This window comes from Halonotius aquaticus, assembly GCF_003605575.1.
Lineage (GTDB): Archaea > Halobacteriota > Halobacteria > Halobacteriales > Haloferacaceae > Halonotius > Halonotius aquaticus.
This window is the reverse complement of the sequence record NZ_QKNY01000003.1, coordinates 26,233-41,905: the sequence shown is the minus strand read 5'-3', so window position 1 is coordinate 41,905 and position 15,673 is coordinate 26,233. Positions and strand designations below refer to the sequence as shown.

The 15,673-nt window shown below is 61.1% G+C and carries 16 protein-coding genes; 11 read left to right on the top strand and 5 right to left on the bottom strand.

The genetic code is table 11. The features are described from left to right. The first annotated feature begins 178 nt into the window (after nucleotides 1-178). A complete protein-coding gene (locus tag DM826_RS01165; protein WP_120100456.1) occupies nucleotides 179-2,245 on the top strand; it encodes an ATP-binding protein in 2,067 nt (688 codons plus the stop codon). Between the two features lie 104 nt (nucleotides 2,246-2,349). Beyond that, entirely contained in the window at nucleotides 2,350-2,514 is a 165-nt protein-coding gene (locus DM826_RS12910) for a hypothetical protein (RefSeq protein WP_165853216.1), read from the top strand. Nucleotides 2,515-2,693: 179 nt separating this feature from the next. Here the strand turns inward: DM826_RS12910 and dpsA are convergent, their stop codons facing one another. Continuing rightward, complete coding sequence (gene dpsA, locus DM826_RS01160; protein ID WP_120100453.1) at nucleotides 2,694-3,239, bottom strand: DNA starvation/stationary phase protection protein DpsA; 546 nt, start codon at nucleotides 3,237-3,239, stop codon at nucleotides 2,694-2,696. Between the two features lie 237 nt (nucleotides 3,240-3,476). On the opposite strand from dpsA, the gene DM826_RS01155 reads away from it, so the two are divergent. From DM826_RS01155 to DM826_RS01140, 4 genes are all read left to right on the top strand, one after another. After that, a complete protein-coding gene (locus DM826_RS01155) occupies nucleotides 3,477-4,190 on the top strand; it encodes a phosphoribosyltransferase family protein (protein ID WP_120100451.1) in 714 nt (237 codons plus the stop codon). Between the two features lie 149 nt (nucleotides 4,191-4,339). Next, entirely contained in the window at nucleotides 4,340-5,746 is a 1,407-nt protein-coding gene (locus DM826_RS01150; protein ID WP_120100448.1) for an NCS2 family permease, read from the top strand. 132 nt (nucleotides 5,747-5,878) lie between these two features. Beyond that, nucleotides 5,879-6,286: a DUF7475 family protein gene (locus DM826_RS01145; RefSeq protein WP_120100445.1), complete on the top strand. Its 408-nt coding sequence runs from the start codon at nucleotides 5,879-5,881 to the stop codon at nucleotides 6,284-6,286. 113 nt (nucleotides 6,287-6,399) lie between these two features. Then, nucleotides 6,400-6,645 (top strand): glutaredoxin family protein, encoded by a 246-nt coding sequence (locus DM826_RS01140; RefSeq protein WP_120100441.1) that lies wholly within the window; start codon nucleotides 6,400-6,402, stop codon nucleotides 6,643-6,645. On the opposite strand, the gene DM826_RS01135 is transcribed toward DM826_RS01140, so the two are convergent. Next, the gene (locus tag DM826_RS01135; protein WP_120100436.1) at nucleotides 6,642-7,610 is read right to left on the bottom strand and encodes a transcriptional regulator; all 969 of its coding nucleotides are present in this window, start codon (nucleotides 7,608-7,610) and stop codon (nucleotides 6,642-6,644) included. The genes DM826_RS01140 and DM826_RS01135 overlap by 4 nt on opposite strands. 162 nt (nucleotides 7,611-7,772) lie before the next feature. Here DM826_RS01135 and DM826_RS01130 point away from each other — a divergent pair, with 162 nt between their 5' ends. After that, the gene (locus tag DM826_RS01130) at nucleotides 7,773-9,089 is read left to right on the top strand and encodes a tRNA(Ile)(2)-agmatinylcytidine synthase (protein WP_120100431.1); all 1,317 of its coding nucleotides are present in this window, start codon (nucleotides 7,773-7,775) and stop codon (nucleotides 9,087-9,089) included. An 18-nt stretch (nucleotides 9,090-9,107) separates the two neighbouring features. Here the strand turns inward: DM826_RS01130 and DM826_RS01125 are convergent, their stop codons facing one another. Together DM826_RS01125 and DM826_RS01120 are read right to left on the bottom strand one after the other, a co-directional pair. Beyond that, nucleotides 9,108-9,512, bottom strand: a complete 405-nt coding sequence (locus DM826_RS01125; protein WP_120100429.1) for a response regulator — start codon at nucleotides 9,510-9,512, stop codon at nucleotides 9,108-9,110. Nucleotides 9,513-9,692: 180 nt separating this feature from the next. Beyond that, nucleotides 9,693-10,652: a succinylglutamate desuccinylase/aspartoacylase family protein gene (locus tag DM826_RS01120; RefSeq protein WP_120100426.1), complete on the bottom strand. Its 960-nt coding sequence runs from the start codon at nucleotides 10,650-10,652 to the stop codon at nucleotides 9,693-9,695. Nucleotides 10,653-10,765: 113 nt separating this feature from the next. Between DM826_RS01120 and DM826_RS01115 the strand changes: the two genes are divergently transcribed. Beyond that, entirely contained in the window at nucleotides 10,766-12,112 is a 1,347-nt protein-coding gene (locus tag DM826_RS01115; RefSeq protein ID WP_233735642.1) for an MFS transporter, read from the top strand. A 77-nt stretch (nucleotides 12,113-12,189) separates the two neighbouring features. Beyond that, nucleotides 12,190-12,492 (top strand): DUF7536 family protein, encoded by a 303-nt coding sequence (locus DM826_RS01110; protein WP_120100421.1) that lies wholly within the window; start codon nucleotides 12,190-12,192, stop codon nucleotides 12,490-12,492. 1 nt (nucleotide 12,493) lies between these two features. On the opposite strand, the gene DM826_RS01105 is transcribed toward DM826_RS01110, so the two are convergent. After that, on the bottom strand, nucleotides 12,494-12,766 hold the full coding sequence (locus DM826_RS01105; protein WP_120100418.1) for a MarR family transcriptional regulator: 273 nt from the start codon (nucleotides 12,764-12,766) through the stop codon (nucleotides 12,494-12,496). A gap of 91 nt (nucleotides 12,767-12,857) precedes the next feature. Here DM826_RS01105 and DM826_RS01100 point away from each other — a divergent pair, with 91 nt between their 5' ends. Then, nucleotides 12,858-14,198 carry a ribonuclease catalytic domain-containing protein gene (locus tag DM826_RS01100; RefSeq protein WP_120100415.1) on the top strand — a complete coding sequence of 447 codons (1,341 nt, stop codon included), beginning with the start codon at nucleotides 12,858-12,860 and terminating at the stop codon, nucleotides 14,196-14,198. A gap of 39 nt (nucleotides 14,199-14,237) precedes the next feature. Continuing rightward, complete coding sequence (gene serS / locus DM826_RS01095) at nucleotides 14,238-15,617, top strand: serine--tRNA ligase (RefSeq protein WP_120100410.1); 1,380 nt, start codon at nucleotides 14,238-14,240, stop codon at nucleotides 15,615-15,617. Nucleotides 15,618-15,673: the final 56 nt, after the last annotated feature.

Below are 15,673 nucleotides of genomic sequence, written 5' to 3'. Positions count from 1 at the left end.
CTGGTCAGCTATGAATCGCTCGGCCGCCGTTGACAATGCGCAGACTGGCTGGAATATCGCTGACTATAGCCATCTCATACAGCAGTTTTGGGTAGTTCGAACGACGCCGAGCCACTGTCGCGCGGCGGTGCGCTGACCCGGTTTTTATGCTTCTCGGACACGTATTAGTGGTGTATTAATGACCGCACCGTGGACGACTTCTGCCGGCGTTGCCTACATGGGGCTGTTTTTCCTCAGCGGGCTCGCCTGTTTTGCCTCGATTCCGCGCGCCCGCAGTTTCAACGATGCTGAGATGCGGTATGGGCTGGTCGGCCTGCTTGCGACGACCGGTATCTGGGCGATCCTCAAAACGGCGTTTTTTGTTGTTCCCGCGCCCCTTCGAGAGGCAACCTACATTGTCGGCCTCATCTCAGGGTTTGCGACCGTCTGGGCGTGGCTGTACTTTGCGTCCGCCTACACCGGTCGGTCGCTCCACAAAAATACGATACTCCGCCGGCTTGGTATGGCTGTCTTCCTTACGATCGTCTCAATCAAGCTCACGAACCCGCTTCACGGCCTCTACTTTACGACGACGCCGGTGACGACACCGTTCCGTTATCTGGCGATCGATCACGGGATCGTCCACTGGATCTCAACAAGTCTGGCGTATGTGCTTGCCGCCGTCGGCCTGTTCATGATCTTCGAACTGTATGTCGAGTCAGGGTACGACACCAAACCGCTGGGGGTCTTGACGGGGCTGCTCGCTCTTCCTGTCACGCTTGATCTCGTTGCGATTGCGACCCCGCAGTTGATCAACTTCATCTATGCCCCGATCGGCGTTGCCGCCTTCGCGATCGGCACGCTGTTCATCTTTGGCGAGCAGTTCTTGGCTGTTCGGACAACCGCCCAAGGCGATGAGGCGGCGATCATCCTCGATACCCGCGACCGGATTCAGGACTACTCGCCGGCTGCCGAAGCCGCCTTTCCTGAACTAGCGGATTCGACCGGCGAATCACTTGCCGACGTACTTCCGGCGGTCGCCGCCACCCGCGAAAGCGACGACGAACAGATCGTTGCCCGTGACAGCAGTGAGGGGACAGAATACTATCTTGTTTCCCCGCGATCGATGACTCTCGGCGATTCGACAGTTGAGGTCTTAGCCCTCACTGATGTCACGGATCTCGAACGACAGCGACGTACGCTCATCGAACGAGAGCGCGAACTCGATGAACGAACCGAGTTGTATCGGGCGGTCATCGCCGCCAGCTTTGCGTTCGTGTTTCGGATCGATCTTGCTGGTCGATTCAAATTCGTCTCTCCCTCGGTCGAGGACTTTCTTGGATACGAGCCTGCTGAGCTCACCGGCGAGCCGATGTCGATACTCGGGACTGATGATGAGACGATCGAATTAGCTGAGGACTACTTCACAGAGGTCACAAACGGCGAATCAATCCAAGTGCGTGATCTGCCGATCGCAACGCGTTCCGGTCGGACGGTGTATGTTGATATCCGAGCCGTCCCAATCTATGAGGCTGGTATCGATCCGGAATCGCGAACGCCGGAACATATCGTCGGTGCCCAGGTGATGGTTCGGGATGCCAGTGATCGTCGCCAACGGGAGGGGCTTATCAGTGTCATTAACCGCGTGTTGCGACACAACGTCCGCAACAAGCTCACCGTGATCAACGGCTACGCCGAGTTGTTGGCGACGGAGTTGGACGGCGACGACGCATCGAAGGCCGAACAGATCGTCGAGACCGCCGACCGACTGCTCGATCTTACTGAGTCCGCACGCCGTATTGAGGCCAACCGTGAACTGTCTCCGGAGTTGGAAACGGTTGATCTCGCACCGATCTTAGAGCAGGCGATCGACCAACTCACCACCCGGTATCCCGAGGCGTCGGTGACAACCGAGATCCCAGCGTCTGCGATCGCAACAACGTTGCCACGGATCGAGACACCGCTGTGGGAACTGCTCGAAAACGCCGCTGTCCACGGTGGCGAACAACCGGAGATCCACCTTGCCGTCGCCGAAACCGACGACCAACTTCAGATCACGATCACCGATGATGGCCCGGGGCTGCCGGAGGATGAACGGCAGGTGTTGGCTGATGGGAAAGAAGACCCGCTCGTTCACGGCCAGGGGCTCGGTCTGTGGCTTACCTACTGGATCATAACGACCCTCGACGGCGAAATCAGTGTCCCAAAAACACAGCAGGGAACGACGATCGAGATTCGACTCCCGGCTCCATCGCCACCACCATAGCGGATTGATCAATCGTGCGCTGGCGCTGCTGTCGATCGCTGTTCGCCGGCGGGATGTTAGGTCGACCAAAACGTATATGCCTTTAGGCCTACCTAAGACGGTGTATGGAAACCACCGACACGACCGGGCCGGAAACTGACCCTGACGCGGCCGCTGACACGCCGCGTGTGACGGTCTGTAACGCGACGCCTGAGCGAACTGTGTTTACCGAGGATGGCAATGCTGACGGCTGGATCGCCACCGACTACAGCGTCTCTATCCCGCGATAATCTGTCTGTTTCTGTCGTCAGTGCGTATTGCGAGCTTGTGACCGGGTAAGCAGTTGTCGTGACTGGATGGTTGTTGTGACTGAGCGTTTTCGGGTAGTCGTGACTGTGTGTCGCGTCCGCCTTCGTTGTGACTGTGGTTGCTGTGCGTTCGGGCAAAAAACGAGTGGCCGCGGCGGTCGTTAGTTGCTCGCTGAGTCGACGAGCGTGTCGTCTTCGAGGTAGTGCTCGATGTGGTGGGCGTCTTCCTCGATGTCGACGAGGATCTCCTTGAGGATGTGCTCAGTCGTCGGATCGCCGAGGTTCGCCGCCAGCTGGATGTGGTCGCGCATCCCCTCGATGATGGTGGCGTACGCCTCCATATCGTTCTGTAGAGAGGTGCGGATATCGTGGACATCCTCACCTTCGAACTCGATGGTGGCGTGTTCCTCTTGGTTGGCCGGGCCGGCGATTGGGACACCGCCGATGGCTTGGGCGCGTTCGGCGATCATGTCCGCGCCGGCTTCCATATTCTCGTAGGCTTCTTGCAGGAACACGTGGATGTCACGGAACTCCGCCCCCTCGACGTTCCAGTGGTGTTTGTGGAGTTGGTGATACAGCACGTAGGCGTTGGCGAGATCCGTGTTCAGCGCGTCGACGATCTGCTCGGCTTTGTCGGCGTCGAGACCGAGGGCCTCCGATTCTTCGATCTCGTCGTACTGCTGGCGAACTGTCTGTTGGGTACTCATAGCAACTATTTGTTCGGCTGCCACCCACTTAACTATTTGGGATATAGAAATACGTTTTTCGATTTCAAAAACTATTGTTTGCAAAAGTAGCGAACTCTCACAGCACAGACAGTCGTGAAGTCGGTGTTCTCGATCCCTCGTCCGCTCCAGAATGCCCTGTTGGTATCCACTTCACTGGATACGTGTCGCTGTTCCCGTACCGATGTATTCATACTTACACAATCTCGAAACGGTGGTATGAACCGTGCTGAGAAGGCAGCCCTCCAGCTACAGGCCGTTGCTGTCCTGCGGATGTTGAAAACTGATCGCACCTACGCGGAGCTTTCTGCGGAAACTGGACTACCGGAAGGCGATCTCAACCGATACGTCAACGGCCACGTCCTCCCCGGGGTCGACCGCGCCGAAGCGATCGTCGGCGAGATCGGCCGGGAGGCCGTCGCACGGGAACTCCGCTCTCGGGTCAGCGTCGACGACGAGGGGTACGTCGACAACTCGGCGGTCGTCTTCGATCAGTCGTTTCTCGACCGCGTCGCGCCCGTGGCGGCGACCAGCGTCGGCTTCGAGCGCCCGGACGTGGTGTTGACCGCCGCGACCGACGGCATCACCCTTGGAGCGGCGATGGCATCATACTTCGATGCTCGGCTGGCTTACGCCAAGAAATCCAAGGAGACTGCCGTCGAGGAGTTTATCGAAGCCCGCCAGCGACTCTCCTCGGGGATTGAACTCACCTACTATCTGCCGGCTGCCGGACTCGCTGCGGGTGAATCGGTGCTCATCGTCGACGATCTGATCCGCTCGGGGGAAACCCAGGAGTTGCTGTTGGATATCGCCGCCCAGGCTGACGCCGATGTCGTCGGTGTCTTCACGTTGATCGCTGTCGGCGACGAGGGGCTGGCCCGCGCCCGCGAGCGCACTGACGCGCCAGTGGCGGCGTTGACGACCGTTGAGTAGATTGTGGGTCGGCGATCGGTCGCCTGCTCGATAGTTCGTTTCACAGGATATCACGATCCTTCATCGAGATTCGACAGCGATCTAGTAGTTCACCACACAATTATGCGAATTTTTAAGTCAGTGTCGCAAGCAACCGCTACATACCACAAATGGGACTCAACTCGTTTTTCGACCTCGACGATCACGACACCGATGTCAACTCAGAGGTGATCGCCGGCGCGACAACGTTCCTCGCGATGGCTTACATCATCGTCGTCAACCCGACGGTGTTGTCAAACGCGATCAGCATCGAGGGCTACACCGACCCAGAGGTCTTCCAGATGATCGCCATCACAACGATCCTTGCCTCGGTGGCCGCGATGCTGGTGATGGCACTGTACGCCAATCGGCCCTTCGGCCTTGCCCCGGGATTGGGGCTGAACGCCTTCTTCGCGTTCACCGTCGTTCTCGGCTTAGGCATCCCGTGGCAGACGGCCCTCGCCGCTGTCTTTGTTGAAGGGATCATCTTCATCGTGTTGACGGCCATCGGCGCGCGGGAGTACATTATCAACCTCTTCCCCGAACCCGTCAAATTCGCTGTCGGCGCAGGGATCGGTGTCTTCCTGCTGTTTATCGGGCTCCAAGAGTTTCAGGTGATCGTCAACGACGAGGCAACCCTCGTCACCCTCGGCTCGGTTGGCTCAAACCCGGTGGCGATCCTCGGGCTTTCCGGTGTCGCGCTGACGCTGCTGCTGTGGGCTCGCGGGATCACCGGCTCGATCATCATCGGGATTCTCACGACCGCGATCGCCGGCTGGGCACTCACCCTCGGTGGCGTCGTTGACCGCGGCGTCCTCGTCGACGAGTCGGTGCTGTCGGCGGTCGAACAGCAGGGCGTCATCGGCGTCATCACGGGGATCCAGTACGACATCACACCGCTGGCCGGCGCGTTCATCGATGGGCTCTCACAGGTCGAACCGCTGACGTTCGGCTTCGTCGTACTGACCTTCTTCTTCGTGGACTTCTTCGATACCGCCGGCACGCTGATCGGGATCGCGCAGTTCGGTGACTTCCTCGATGAAAACGGCGAACTTCCGGAGATGGACAAGCCGCTGATGGCCGACGCGGTTGGGACAACCGTCGGCGCGATGCTCGGCACCTCAACGGTGACGACCTACATCGAGTCCTCGACCGGTGTCGAAGCCGGCGGCCGTACCGGGCTCACCACGCTCGTCGTCGCCGCGCTCTTCCTGTTGATGATCCCGTTTGTTGCTATCGCCTCGGCGATCCCGAGTTACGCCTCGTTTATCGCGCTGGTGATCGTCGGCATCATCATGTTCGAGGGTGTCGTCGACATCGACTGGCGCGATCCGGCGTGGTCGATCTCGGCGGCCCTGACGATCACGATCATGCCGCTGACGTACTCGATCGCCGACGGGCTGGCCGCCGGAATCATCAGCTACCCGCTCGTGAAGGCCGCCTCGGGTGAAGCCGATGATATCCGGCTTGGACAGTGGCTCTTGGCGGCGGTACTGATCGTCTACTTCTACATTCAGACCAGCGGGATGCTCCTGTAGCCGGGGGAACCCGCTCTTGGATCTCGCTGCGACACCGTACTGAGACGGTGACCTGACGCCGTCAGCAGGCGTACCACAGCGTTGCAGGAATGCACCAGACCGCTTTTGCGCGATTGTTTCGTTGCCACAGGTATGTCAAATACCGCCGCAACGTCGAGCACAGCGGGCATTCAGTGGCCTGACAACACGCTGGGATATGTCGCAATCCTCGCCGCGATCATCACCGGCGTCCTCCACCTGCTGGCCGTCACCAGAGCCATCCAGTTCAGCCAGACGCTTGCGATCCTGTTTGCGCTCAACGGGCTGGGCTTTCTGGGTGGGATCGGGGTCTACCTCACCCGCTACTGGCGGCGCTCGCTGTTTCTTGTCGCCGCGGCGTATTCGATCATCACGATCCTCGCGCTGTTTGCGTTTCAGGGCTGGAGCATCGAGGCGTTCTACATGGGCGGAAGCCTCAACCCGATTGCTGTGATCAGCAAGGTCGCCGAGGCGGTACTTGCGGGCAGCGCGCTCGTGTTGTACAGCCAAGCTGACGCCTGACTGCGACCGTCGCAGTGGATCCGACGCCGCCGAACCAGCAGCGATCTCGCGTTCGGGACGCTTTCGCACACAACACCAGTGGCTTCATTTGCCTCCCGACCGTAGGATGGTCGATGTCAGACCTCATCCTCTATGAACTGCCGGGCTGTCCGTACTGTGCGAAAGTCATCTCAAAACTCGACGAACTCGGGCTTGCGTATGAGTCCCGAGAGGTGCCGCGCTCACACAGCGAGCGCACCGAGGTCAAGGAAGTCAGCGGCCAAACCGGTGTGCCGGTGTTGATCGACGAGGAACACGATATCGACGGGATGCCGGAAAGCGACGATATCGTCGCCCATCTCGACGAACACTACGCCTAAGCTTCAGGTTCGGCCGCTCGGTCTTGGATCAGTTCGCGGATCGATTCCGGATCAGACATGCCGGCCAGTTCCTCACACGAGACGATCGCTGTCCCGCCGACGGACTCGCGTTTCGTCTGTTCGGCCGTGAAGTACACCGACCGCGTTTTCGTGACACGACCGATCGAACCCATGAGCTCGGCGCGTTTTTCCGCGCTTTCGGTAAACGATGAGTGGCCGGTCAACACGTCGCTGGCCCGCCGGTCGGTCGCCTTGCTGACGGCCTTAAACGGCGAGCGCGTCGTCGGATGCACGTCGAAACCGGCCTCTGCAAGCACCGTCAACACGTGTTCGTCGTCGGGGTCGGCGTCGGGCTCATCCGGGACAGGATCAGCGTCGTGGACGTCTTCCGCGCCATCAAGCACGGAGACCGGATTCGAGAACGGCTGATCAAACAGCTCCTCCAGGTGGATCGCCACCTCGATTGAGGCGTTCATCCCATCTTCGTACTTTGAGACGGTTCGCCGAGAGACGCCGAGCTCGGTCGCCAGTCGGCCCAGACTCCAGCCGCGTTCCTCGCGTTCGTCGGCCAAGAGGTCGCCGTCGATGCTGACGTAGAGGCCGCCGGGAGCGGCGTAGATCAGTGGCGGAACTTCTTCGACGAACAGGTCGTAGGCGGTATCGGGGTTGAACACCGGGACGCCGTGGCGGAAGTAGACGACGCCGGGTTTGAGATCCTCGTTGCGCGTTCGCAGGCCGATCACCATCGGCGTCGCCGACAGATATTCGCCGAGTCGGCGGAGCTCAGCACCGGTTTCGGGGTTGAACGCGTCGATATTGCCGAGTACTTTCAACAGCACGAGATCGTCCCCGCGGCGGGCCGCGAGATCGAAGCTTTTCGGTCGGACGGAACACCGGTCGCTGACAAGGAAGTCGGCGTCCTCCAGCATCGCGGTGATATTGCCGACCAGTGCTGTCCGTGACATAGCCGAAGCTAGTAAGTTATCACATATATACGTTGCGGCACCGTCAGCCAGCCGTCGGCGTCACGTCAGTTGATTTCTGTGTTCACAGCACCGATACGATTATATATAAACTGGCTCGGCCGACCCGAAACCGATTTTCGCCCCGCGGCGGTACAGCCGTCGATGACCGTCATCGGGCTCGACGACACCGATTCCCGAACGCGGGGGATGTGTACGACCTACCTCGCCGCCCGAGTAGCCGAGGCCATCGTCGACGCTGGCGGGCAGGTCACCCGCACGCTGCTCGTTCGACTGAACCCGGCCGTCGAGCACAAAACGCGGGGCAACGCCGCGTTGGCGATCCACACCGATCTCCCGGTCACCGACGCGACCGAGCTTGCTGTCGATCACATCGCGTCTTTCGCTGTCGACGCCGACGCCCGAACGAGCCCCGGGCTCGTTGTCGCCGATGACGATCCCGAGGCGGTACCCGACACTGTCGCCGATTTCGCCGCGCGCGCCATTGGCGACCAACTCAGCCTCGCCACCGCGGTCGATATCGCCGACGCGGCGGGCTATGAGCATCGCGGCTGGACAGGTGAGGGCTGCGACGTGGCGGGCCGCGGCCGGATCGGCGCGCTGGCGGCCGTCGGTGCGTGGGCGGCCTTCGATGAGTGGACGTACGAACACATCACCTACCGCGAGTTTGATCGCTGTGGCTCCCCCCGTGAGGTTGATCTCGACTCTGTCTTTGCGGCCGCCGACCGCGGCTATCCGACCGTCTGGGATACCGTCGATCGTGAGGCGGGCCAGGCAGTCTGCGTGCCAAACGCCCCCGGCCCGATCCTCTATGGGATCCGTGGTGACGAGCCCGATGCTGTCGCCTGTGTTGCCGGCGCGATCGACAGCGAGTCAGTCGAACGAACTCGCTGTTTTGTGACGAATCAGGGAACCGACCTGCATCTCCAGGCAGGCACACTTGCCTCCCTGCAAGACGGCGTGGCCTCCCGTGTCGACGGCGTCGTTACCGAGCCACCGGAAACACGAGAGGGGGGCCATGTTTTCTTCACACTCGGCTCGGAAGCTGGTGACGACGCTGACGACACGAGCAGTGACGCGACCGCCGACTGTGTCGCCTTTGAGCCGACGAAACGGTTCCGCGACCGGGTGCGTTCGCTTCGAACCGGCGACCGGCTCACGGTCTGTGGCGAGTACAGCGACGGCACGATCAAACTCGAAAAGTTCGCAGTTCGGGCACTCCACCGTACCGAGCGGGTGACGCCGATCTGTGATGGCTGTGGTCGACGGATGAAGTCAGCCGGCCGCGGACAGGGATATCGGTGCCGGGACTGCGGCACGTCGGCCCCCGGGAAGGTTACCCGACAGATCGATCGAGCACTGGAGCAGGGCTGGTATGAGGTGCCGCCGTCTGCACGTCGCCACATCGCTAAACCGCTCGTTCGCGGCGGGTTCGACGCGCCGACACATCCAGAACGATAGGGGGTGAGCGGGACTCGATTACGCAGCCGTGGTGCCGTAGGCGGCGATGACCGTCTCGATACGGTTGGCCAATACATCCATATCGGCGGCGGCGTGGTCGCCCTTGTAGACAAACTCGGTGACACCGTTGTCGACGGCGTCGCTGGCGATCGGTTCGAGTTCCTTGCCTGTTAGGAGGATGATCGGGACGGACGGCTCGGTGCCCGATTTGTTGAGCGAGCCAGCAAACTCGATGCCGGTTTCATCCGGGAGCTCGTAGTTGACAACGATCACATCGAAGCTATTGGTTTTGAGGCAGGTTCGTGCCTCGCTGGCTGTTTCGACCGCCGTCAGATTCATGCCGTGGTTCGATTCCAGCGCGTCGACAACCCGCATTGACATGAACTCGCTGTCCTCGACTAGCAGTACCTTGGGTGCGGTCATCCCTGTGGCTCCTCGGGGGTTCCCGGCCCGCTGTCGTGCCCTGTGTGTTGGTGATGTATCATCGCCCGAAGACTCCGTTGGCGATTGTATGTGTCCCGACTACTTATTTTTGCGTCTCTGTGGGTTGTTTTTCGCTGACTGAGTCGATGGTCACAGCTGATCGACACCACGACGACGGGGTCAGTAGCTGTCGACGTTGGTACCGACCGAACAGACGTACTCGCCGCTGGCGACCTGGGGGAGTCGTCGTGACCGCCAGAGAATGCCGCTGTTGTCGGCGGTGGCTTCGGCTTTGACCTGACCGAAGGTGTCGGTGACCGCAAACAGCGTGTCGCCGGCGTCGATACGCTCGCCGAGATCGGCACGGTACTCGACCAGCCCGCCGACCGACGCGCCGTACTGATCGAACCGCTTGGCTCTGGTCTGTCGCTCCATCGAGGGCCCGCCGTCAAGAAACTCGTAATGCCGGAGGACATTGTAGACCCCCTCCACGCCGGCTTGCACGCTCTCGGGGTCGAAGCCGACCGAGCCGCCGAGTTCGGGGTCGACAGTCGGAATCCCCTCATCCGGTGCGACGCGGGCGAGTTGCCCCTCTGGGCCCTTCTGATCGAGGACGTAGCCGCAGTTGAACACCTTCGCCAAGCGGAGACACTCGCTGTGCATCGTGTGTCGCCGACCACACCGCACCCGCACCTCGTTGATCATGCGACTGGTCGAGCCCTGGTGGAGATCCAAGATCAGATCCGCTGTTTTGGCGACCTCGAAAACGGCGTCGGCGATGCGCTCGCTGGCGGTACCCTCGCTATCGCCGGGGAACGTCCGGTTGAGCTTGCGATCGTCGATCGGATTGCGGTGTTCGGCGACCTGAAAGCCGTGGTAGTTGACGATGCCGACGATCATGATCTCGCCGGCGATTTCAGCCGGATCAAGCTGTGGCACCACCTCTCGAATGACACCAAGCCCGTTGAGCTCGTTGCCGTCGCTGACCGCCTGCAGATAGAGCCGCTTGCCGTCGTCGGCTCCGTTGATGACCGCAACCGGGAGCCGCGCCGGGCTGCCGTCGCGGGTCTCACCGACCGCCAGCCGGCCGGTGTCGATCGCTCCGGGATCGGCCGCGGCGGTTCCGAGCGTAATCGTCATTGGCGAACGGAGGGACGCCCCGTTCTTTAGCGGTTCGATCCCACGTGAGCACACTGATCGTGGTATCGACTCTCACGCTATCATTTTGCCGTGCTGGGCTGATGGGGTTGCTAATGGACGAGGAGGCCAGTCCTCTCGATGGCTACCGCCAGTTTGTCACCCTCTCCGGTGACGTGTTCGTTCTCTCGGTTGCCATGTTTGCCTTTAGCCTTGGTTTCCAGATGACAACCCGGTTTCTCCCGGAGTATCTCCGTGTCCTCGGTGCCAGTGGCTTTGTCATCGGGCTCTTTGGGACGGTTGGAAATCTTCTCAGCGCCCTGTATCCGTACCCCGGTGGGGCGGTCTCAGATCGGATCGGCTCCCGATACGCCCTGACCCTCTTCGGTGCGGCGTCGACGCTCGGCTTTCTATTGTGGGCGATCGCGCCGTCGTTCGGGACATTTGCGATCGGCGGGCTCACGATCCAGCCGTGGCTCTGGGTATTTGTCGGCCTCATCCTCGCACAGGCTTGGAAGTCATTCGGCCTCGGAGCGACGTTTGCGATTGTCAAACAGAGCGTCCCACCCGAGCGACTGGCTCGCGGCTTTGCCAGCACCGAGACGTTTCGCCGGAGTGCGTTTCTGTTGGGGCCGGTGCTTGCTGCCGCCTTGCTCGCGTTGCACCCCGATTTCACCGTGAGCTTCCGCTATGTCCTCGCTGTCGCCGTTGTCGTCGGTGTCGTTGCCACCGTTGTCCAACACGTCCTGTACGATGCCAGCGACGACAGCTTCGGCGATTCACTCGAAGGGCTGTCGCAGCTTCGCTCGGATCTCCGATCGTTGCCGTCGACGCTCCGACCGCTGCTCATCGGCGACACCTTGGTTCGGTTCGCCAACGGCATGGTCTACGTCTTTTTCATCATCGTCGTCACCGAGTTTCTTGATGTCGGGCTGTCGCTCTCACTGCCGGGGGTCGGCGGCGTCGATCTCGCGCCGGCGACATTTTTCGGCCTGCTGCTCGGCGTCGAGATGGTCGTCGCGCTGGTGGTGATGGCGCCGGCCGCCGCCCTCGCCGAGCGGGTCGGGCTCAAACCGGTCGTTGCGACCGGGTTTGCGGTGTATGCGATCTTTCCGGTGCTGTTGATCAGCGCGCCACCTGATCCCGTTGTGCTCACGGTTCTCTTTGCGTTCTCCGGGCTTCGGTTCGCTGGCCTTCCAGCGCATAAGGCGTTGATCGTCGGCCCCGCTGAGGCCGATGCAGGCGGGCGGGTGACCGGTGCATACTACCTGCTTCGGAATCTGATCGTCATCCCGAGTGGAGCTCTCGGTGGCGCGCTTTACGGCGGGTTGCCGAACCCCTTCGGCGCGGGCCAACTCATCGCCGGTGCGCCCACCCTGGCGTTCGCTGTTGCGACCGTGATCGGCCTCGTTGGCACCGGCTACTTTCTCGTCGCCGGTGAGGAGTTTACCGCCTACCAGTGATTGGGGGTCGGCAGTTACAATCGACTGGGCGACCGGCAGTCGGTGCCGCTTTTATCATCGCGCCCGTAGCGGCAGATATGAGCGAGCCCGACGCTGATGCGGAGACGGATGGCCCGCCGACAGCGGCCCTGCTTGAGGCGTTGGCGGTGAAACGAAACACGCTGGTCGGTGTCGGCGTCGGGATCGGCGTTGCCGCGCTTGCATACGCTGTCCGTATCTTTGAGCTGCTTGGCCCTGTCGGGTTTGAACGAACGTATCCGATCGTCGGCCCCGAAGCCTGGTTTCTGCTGTTGGCGATCGTATTTGCGTCGGCGACGGCACTCGGCGTTGTCGTCGTGTTGACGGCGATCCGGGCGGTGCGGCTCTCGAAGAACGTGTGAGCTAGTCGGCGATCGCTTCGCTGTTTTCGATGGCCTCGGCGGCCTGTGGCGTGAGTTCGTAGATATTCTGTCTTGCGTCGGCAAAGTAGACATCCTCCTCGACGAGGCCGATCCGTTCGAGCCGTTCGAGGGCATACCGGACAGTACGTGCCGAGAGCATCGATTCCTCGACGATCCCCTTCTGGGTGAGGGTGCCGTTGTACTCGAGGACTTTGAAAACTAGTTTCGCGCTCGGTGGGAGGTCGTCAAGCGTTTCGTCGTCTGTTCCAGCCATCGATATTGGTTCCGAGCGACAGGAGTATAAAACTTCACCAGTATCATGGCCGCCCGACACGCCTTTCTACCGGCCACCCGTTGGATCGGCCATGTCAGATGCGCAGGCCGACGCCGGCACCGCCGAGGGCCAAGGCCCGGTTCGAATCACCGAGGCTGTCGCCGACCGCCTCGCTGAAAAACGGGCCGAGCTCTTCGAGGAGTTCGAGATCAACGACGAGTTTCCCAGCGACGTGCTCGTCGAGGCCCGCAAGCGAACCGAGGACGTGTACGCCGAGATCGAGGATGAACTCGAGGAGCGACGCGACCTCCGCGATCTCACGGCGTGGACGACCGACCCCGCCGACGCCCAGGACTTCGACGACGCGATCAGCATCGACGCCGACGAGGAAACCTACACGCTGTGGGTGCATATAGCCGATGTCAGCCATTACGTTCACCCGGGTTCGGAGATGTGGGCCGAGGCAGTCGAACGCTGCAACACGGTCTATCTTCCCGCCTACACCGTTCATATGTTGCCGCCGGTGTTGGCCGAGACCGTCTGCTCGCTTGTCCCCGAGGAAGACCGCTTAGCGCATACTGTCGAGATGACCATCGACCGCGAGACGCTCTCCTTTGAGGAGGTCGACATCTACAAATCCGTCATCCACAGCGATGAGCGACTGACCTATACTGAGGCCGAAAACCGCATCGAAGAGGCGGGCGCGCCGCTCCACGAGGAGTGCAACCTCGTCTACGAGTTGGCCGACCAGCTCCACGAACAGCGCAAGGAAGATGGCTCGCTCGTGCTCAACCCCTCACGGGATCGCGCGCATACCATCGTCGAGGAGTGCATGCTGAAAGCGAACAAGGCGGTCACCCACGAGCTGATGTGGGATCGCGGCGTCGAAGCCATGTATCGCGTCCATCCACAGCCGACGCCCGACCAGTGGAACGAGGCCCTCAAGGAGATTCAGGATCTCGACGGCGTCTCGATCCCGGGGGGCTCGTGGGATGAACCACGAAAAGCCGTCAACGCCGCACTGGAGGAATCACCGGGACGACAGCTCAACAAAATTCAGCGCGCCGTCCTCAAGGTGATGCCGCGCGCGAAATACATGAACGACCCCTTCGGTGGCCATCACGCGCTGAACTTCGATATCTATGGTCACTTCACGAGTCCGATCCGGCGGCTGTCGGATCTCATCAACCACTGGATCGTCGCCGAAAACGACGTGCCCGAGGATCTGATCGAGCTCTGTGATCGGGCCTCCGACAAGGAGAAAGATGGAGAAACGGTCGAACGGCTCTACAAGCAGTATATGGAGGAACTGCACCTCGAAGGCCACGCGATCAACGACCGCGGGCTCGAAGTCGTCGACGACGCCGACTTTGCGGAGATGGACGAGGAGGAACGCGAGACCGTCCATCAGGTGCCCGAAACCCAGCGGTAATAGATACCGTTTTCACACCGACGGCAAAACGTTCCGGCAATGCTGCGTAGACAGTTTGTCCGCGAGAACCCCGCGGCCGTTCGTGCTGCCCTCGAACAGAAGGGTGTCGACGTCGACCTGGATCGGATTCTGGAGATCGACGAGGAGTGGCGATCACTCAAAAGTGAGGGCGATGACCTCCGACATGAGCGCAACGAGGTCTCAAGCACAATCGGCCAGCTCAAAGCCGACGGGAAGGAGGAGGAGGCCGAGGAAGCCATCGAACGCTCCTCGGAGCTCAAAGACGAGTTGCAGGCGATCGAAGCCCGCGCCGACGAGCTGGAAGCCGAACTCGAAGCCGCACTGCTGACCCTCCCGCAGTTGCCCGACGATTCCGTGCCGGTCGGCGCAGACGAAAGCGAAAACGTCGAGCGTCGCCGGGAAGGCTTCGACGACCACCGAGAGCTTCCCGACGAGATCGAACCCCACTATGACCTCGGCGAGGAGCTTGAGATTCTGGATTTCGACCGCGGTGCGAAGGTTTCCGGTGGTGGGTTCTACTTCGCGAAGGGTGACGGCGCGCGCCTCGAACATGCGCTGATCCAGTTCATGCTGGAACTCCACCGCGAGCAGGGGTACACCGATATCTTCCCGCCGCTGCCGGTCAACAGCGCGTCGATGCGTGGGACAGGTCAGTTCCCCAAGTTCACCGAGGATGCCTACCGGATCGAGGGCGACAACAGCGAACCCTACGACGACGATGATCTCTGGCTGCTGCCGACCGCCGAGGTGCCCGTCACCAACCTTCACCGCGATGAGATCCTGCTGGATGACGACCTCCCCCTCAAATATCAGGCCTACTCACCGAACTTCCGGCAGGAGGCCGGCGAACACGGCACCGAAACCCGTGGGATCGTCCGTGTCCACCAGTTCAACAAGGTTGAGTTAGTGAACTTCGTTCGCCCCGAGGACAGCGATGATCGATTCGAAGGGCTTGTTAGCGAGGCCGAATCGGTGCTCCAGGAACTCGGACTGCCGTACCGGATCTTGGAGATGTGTACCGGCGATCTCGGATTCACGCAGGCGAAAAAGTACGACATCGAGGTTTGGGCCCCTGGTGACGACATGGAAGACGGCCCTGAGGAGGGTGGTCGGTGGCTGGAAGTCTCCTCAGTGTCGAACTTTCGGGCGTTTCAGGCCCGGCGAGCGGGGATTCAGTACCGTCCCGAGCAGCACGAATCCGCGGAGTATCTCCACACGCTCAACGGCTCGGGGCTGGCAGTGCCGCGGGTGATGGTTGCGATCTTAGAGTATTATCAAAACGAGGATGCCACCGTGACGGTGCCGGAAGCGTTGCGACCGTACATGGGTGGGCAGGAACGGATTGTGGGTCACGAGGCAGTGGGTGAGAGCGCGGTTGGTGACAGGACAACCGACTGACCGGATGTGATACAACGACAGCCGTATTGTATGTGCTTCGTGAATCTTATTAGCGT